Annotated in this window: 4 protein-coding genes; 3 read left to right on the top strand and 1 reads right to left on the bottom strand. The window is 74.1% G+C overall.

What is annotated here, in order from left to right; all coding sequences use genetic code 11:
- Window positions 1–54: 54 nt before the first annotated feature.
- The 3 genes from E2E34_RS31345 to E2E34_RS31335 are packed head-to-tail and all read left to right on the top strand — an operon-like array spanning window position 55 to window position 3,565.
- Window positions 55–1,389, top strand: coding sequence for a uracil-xanthine permease family protein (locus E2E34_RS31345; protein ID WP_244316311.1), 1,335 nt, complete (start codon window positions 55–57; stop codon window positions 1,387–1,389).
- Window positions 1,390–1,412: 23 nt separating this feature from the next.
- A complete protein-coding gene (locus E2E34_RS31340; RefSeq protein ID WP_138905237.1) occupies window positions 1,413–2,858 on the top strand; it encodes an amidohydrolase family protein in 1,446 nt (481 codons plus the stop codon).
- A complete protein-coding gene (locus tag E2E34_RS31335) occupies window positions 2,855–3,565 on the top strand; it encodes a sulfite exporter TauE/SafE family protein (protein WP_138905236.1) in 711 nt (236 codons plus the stop codon). Before E2E34_RS31340 ends, E2E34_RS31335 begins: the two co-directional genes overlap by 4 nt.
- On the opposite strand, the gene E2E34_RS31330 is transcribed toward E2E34_RS31335, so the two are convergent.
- Window positions 3,549–4,607 (bottom strand): LacI family DNA-binding transcriptional regulator, encoded by a 1,059-nt coding sequence (locus E2E34_RS31330; RefSeq protein WP_138905235.1) that lies wholly within the window; start codon window positions 4,605–4,607, stop codon window positions 3,549–3,551. The genes E2E34_RS31335 and E2E34_RS31330 overlap by 17 nt on opposite strands.
- Window positions 4,608–4,921: the final 314 nt, after the last annotated feature.

Here is a 4,921-nt window from a genome sequence, read left to right as displayed (position 1 = left end):
CTTCACCCCCAGCCGGTCCACCCCGGGCCGGACCCCCGCGAACCGATCCATCCCGTGGACGAATCCCGCCCGATCGGCAGAATCCTGCTGTTCGGCATCCAGCACGTACTCGTCATGGCCGCGACCCCCATCTCGGCGATCTTCCTGATGAGCGCGACCCTGCGGCTCGACGCCGGCCTGACCGTCGACCTGCTCTCGGCGGCCTTCCTGCTCTCCGGCGTCGGAAGCCTGATCCAGTCGCTCGGGCCGTGGAAGTTCGGTCCCAGGCTGCCGTTCGTCATGCTGCCCGGCGGCGCCCCGCTGATCCTCTTCCTGGCGATCGCCGAACAGCACGGCCTGCCCACCGCGAGCGGCGCGGTGATCATCACCGCCGCCTTCTACTTCGTCGTACTGCCCGTCTTCTCCCGGCTGCTCAGGTTCTTCCCCGCCCTCGTCATCGGCACGATGATCGTCATCGTCGGTGTGAACCTGGTGAAGGTCGGCGCGCTGCTCGTCACCGGCCGCCCCGGACAGCCCGGTTTCGCCGACACCACCAACCTCCTCCTGGGGCTGGCGACCATCGGCTTCACCGTCGCCTTCTACTGGCTGTTCACCGGAGTGCTGCGGCAGCTCGCCGTCATGCTGGGCCTGATCGCGGGCACGGCCCTGGCCTTCGCGCTCGGCTCCGTCGACGCCGGCCGGGCGGCCGAGGGCGGCCTGCTGAGCGTGCCGCAGTTCCTGCCCTTCGGCTCACCCGAGTTCAACCTGCTCGCCGCCCTGCCGCTGATGCTCTACAGCCTCGCCTCCATGGCGGAGGCCACCGGCCAGACCGTGATCAACGCGGAGGCCGTCGGCAAGGACATCGACAAGCGCGCGGACGTGCCCAAGACCATCCGCGGCGACGCGCTCACCTCGCTCTTCGGCGGCTTCTTCGGCCTGCCGCTGATGGTGACCAGCGGCGAGAACATCGGCATCGTCCGCGTCACGGGCGTACGCAGCCGGTACGTCACCGCGGCCGCCGGCGTCGTACTCATCGCCATCGGCTTCCTGGCCCCCGTCACCCGCGCCATCAGCGTCGTCCCGTCGGCCGTCGTCGGGGGCACCGCCATGGTCGTCTTCGCCGTCATCACGGTGCTCGGCATCCAGATGCTGGGGCGCGCCGACGTGGACCAGCACACCAACACCTTCATCTGCGCCGTCGCGATCGCCCTCGGGCTGCTGCCGATCCTCATCCCCGGCGTCTACGGCGGCTTCGCGCCCGGCCTGCGGATCCTGCTCGAAAGCGGCGTCGCCGTCGGGGCGTTCGTCGCCGCCGTACTGAACATCCTCTTCCACCACGTGCGCCCGCGCCTCACGCGCCAACCGGCCCCGGCGGACGCCGGCGCACCCGCCCCCACCCCGCACTCCTGACCCGTCCCAGCGGAAAGAGCCCGATGACCCACCCGTCCGACCTGCCCGACCTGCCCGGCCTCCCGGGCCCGCCCCTCGACCGCCTGCGCGCCGACGGCGACGCACTGCTCCTCGCCCCCGACATGGTGCTGACCCCCGACGGACCGATGGACCACTACGCGGCCGTCGTCAGCGGCGGCACGTTCCTCGCCGTCGGACCGGCCGAGCGACTGGAGCGCGCCCACCCGCACCTGACGCCCGTACGGCTGCGCGGACAGATCCTGATGCCCGGCTTCGTCGACGCCCACCACCACCTCACCCAGACCTTCGGAGCCGCCCTGGCCTTCGGCGAGCCCTCCGAGATCTTCCGCCGGGTGTGGGTGCCCCTGGAGGGCGCCCTCGACGAGGAGGCGGTGTACGTCGCGGCGAAGCTCGCCGCGCTCGAGTCGCTGCGCGGCGGGTTCACCACCGTCGCCGAAGCGGGCACCCGGGCCGCCGTGGACGTGGAAGTGGTGGCCGCGGCGGCCCGGGACGCGGGAATCCGGTGCGTACTCGGCCTCGTGTGCAACGACGCCGACAGCGCCACCGACACCGCGACGAGCCTGGCCCGCGCCGAGAAGCATCTCGTCCGCTACTGCGCCGAGGAGTTGATCCACCCGTCCCTCGCCGTCTCCGTCCCGGAGGCGGCGACGGCCCGCACCCTGCGCGACACCGCCCGGCTGGCCGCCTCGGCGGGAGCCGTCGTACAGATCCACGTCAACGAGCACCTCGCCGCCGTGGAACGCTCCCTCGTCGCACACGGTCTGCGCCCCCTGGAGTACCTCCACGAAGTGGGCGCGCTGGGGCCGCAGTTGCTGGCCGCGCACGCCACCCTGCTCACCCCGCGCGAACTGACCCTGCTCGCCGACTCCGGCGCCGCCGTGAGCTACAACCCCGTCGCCAGCGCCTGGAAGGGCAACGCGGTGGCCCCGGCCACCACCATGGCCGAGCGCGGCATCCGGTTCGGTCTCGGCACCGACGGCACACGGGGCGACGCCTTCCGGCTGGCCGAGGCCGCCGAGTTCGCGCAGCGGCTCGCGTACGGGCTGGCCACCGGGGACTCCTCCTGCGGCGCCGGCTGGACCTGGCTGGAGCACGCGGCCCGGGGCGGCGCCGACGCCGTCGGGCTCGGCGCCCGTACCGGCCGGATAGCCGGCGGAGCCGCCGCGGACTTCCTGCTCGTCGATGTGAGCGGCCCCGAGATGCGGTTGTCGTGGGACCTGCCGTGGGAGCTGGTACGACGCGGCAACCGCGACCAGATCACCGCCGTCTTCGTCGCGGGCCGGCTGCGGCTGTGGCGCGGCTGGCCGGTGGACTGGGACGGTCCGGCGCTGGTGCGGCGGGCCGCCGAGCTCAGCCGTGAGGTGCTGCCGCGCGCTCCCGTGACGCGCGTGCATCCCACGTCCACGGCCGCGCGCCGCGCCCGGGCCCAGGGGAGCGCGGCGCGGTGAGCACGGAGACGATGGCGGTCCTCGCGGTGACGGTGGCCGTCGCGGCGTTCGTCCAGGGCTCCAGCGGTCTGGGCTTCGCGCTGATCGTCGCGCCGGTCGCCGGGCTCCTCGATCCGGGACTGGTCCCCGTCTTCGTGCTCGCGTCGATGATCCCGCTCAATCTGTACGTCGCCTGGCGCGAGCGGGACTCCCTCGACCTGCGCGGCGCGGGCTGGATCACCGCGGCGCGGCTGGCCGCCACCCCCGGCGGGCTCATGCTGCTGTGGGTCATCCCGGACCGCAGCCTCGGTCTGTTCGTCGGGGCGGCGACCGTCCTGGCGGCGGTGGTGAGCCTCGCCGCCCCGGCGTTCACGCCCGGGCGCGGGGCCTACGTCGCCGCCGGGGCCGTCACCGGACTGACCGAGACCGCGACCGGGGTCGGCGGGCCGCCGCTGGCGCTGGTCTACCAGCACCGCCCGCCCGCCGAGCTGCGCTCCACGGTGGCGGTGTGCTTCCTCGTCGGCGAAGTCGCCTCGCTGGCGCTGCTGTTCGCCACCGGGCAGGGCAGCCCGGCCCAACTGGGCCCGGTGGCGCTGCTGCTGCCCGCGCTCGCGGCGGGTGCCTGGCTGAGCCGTCTGGTGCACCACCGCCTCGACGCCCGCAGGACGCGTCTGTTCGTGCTGGCCTTCGCCCTTGTCTCCGGGGCGGTGCTCATGCTGGCGCCGTGACGCGCAGCGACGAGGCGCGCGGCACGACCCGGGGCTCGGGCACCTCGGCGACCGCCCCGCCGGCCGGACCCCCGGCGCCCGGCGCGCCGCCGAGGCGGCCGAGCAGCAGCTCCACCGCCTCGGCGGCGGCCCGGTCGAGGTGCAGGTCGACGGCGGTCAACGGGGGATCGCAGGTCCGGGCCCGCAGACCGTCGTACCGCGTGACGACCATGACGTCGTCGGGGATCCCGCGGCCGCTGTCCCGGATCGCCCGTACGGCTCCCACGGCGAACGCGTCCACGAGCGCGCAGACCGCGTCGGTCCGCGGATGCTCGGTCAGCAGGGCGGCGCAGCGGTCGTACCCGGCCTGCTCGCCGCCCTCCTCCGGGGCCGTCACCACGACAGGTGCCCAGCCCCGCTCGGCGGCGACGCGCTCGTAGGCGGCCCGGGCGTCGACCGCCGAGTGGCGGGCGCCGGCGCCGATGATCAACGCGGGCCGGTGCGCTCCCTGCTCCCGCAGGTGGGCCAGGAGCAGCTCGACGACGAGGCCGCCGCGCAGATCGACGTACGGGGCGTCGTCGCCCGGCGACATGGGCCGGCCGAGCGCGACGTACGGCAGATGGCGCTCGCGCAACTGCGCCACGGCTCTGTCGTCCTCGTCCGGCTCCACGACGATGGCGCCGTCGATGTCCAGCGAGTACAGCGCCGACCCCGACTGCACGGGCGGCACGAGAACGAGCGCGTAGTCGTGGACCAGCGCCCGCTCGGCGGCGGCCGCGGCGACCTCCATGTAGAAGCCGAGCCGGGACGGCCCGCCGGCCACCGCGAAGGGCATCGACGAGGCGAGCGCGATGGCCTTCGCCTGCCCCCTGCGCAGGCGCTGGGCCCGCAGGTTCGGGCGGTATCCCAGCTCGGCGGCGACCTTCTTGATGCGTTCGCGGGTCCGGGGATCGACCTTGCCGAGGCCGTTGAGCGCGTGCGAGACGGTCGTCCGCGACACCCCGGCGGCCGCTGCGACATCGGCGATCGTCGGTGGTCGTGCACCGGGACCGGAAGTGGGCATCTGCGCTGACGCTCCTCGCTGCTGCTGCGGACGAGTGACACGGGACAGCCACATCTTCCCCGACCGGCCCCCCTTCGCACACGCGTACGCGACATCACCGGTTGCTCCATTGGGCGCAAACGGGGTCCCGGGCGGCGTGGGCTGCCGCGCGGACGAACCGTCGCCGGGTCACGATGCCGAGCGGTGGACAAGGTTCCGCTTTCTGGTCGGGACCCGGCGGTGAAGAGGAGACCTCGTGACGGCTGCACCGGGTGTTGCCATCCCGCGCGAACCGGTACCGGGCGGAGGCGGCCCGGGGCGGGGGAGCGGAAGGG

The sequence above is a fragment of the Streptomyces albidochromogenes genome (assembly GCF_005981925.1).
Taxonomy (GTDB): domain Bacteria; phylum Actinomycetota; class Actinomycetes; order Streptomycetales; family Streptomycetaceae; genus Streptomyces; species Streptomyces albidochromogenes.
This window is presented reverse-complemented; position numbering and strand designations above follow the sequence as displayed.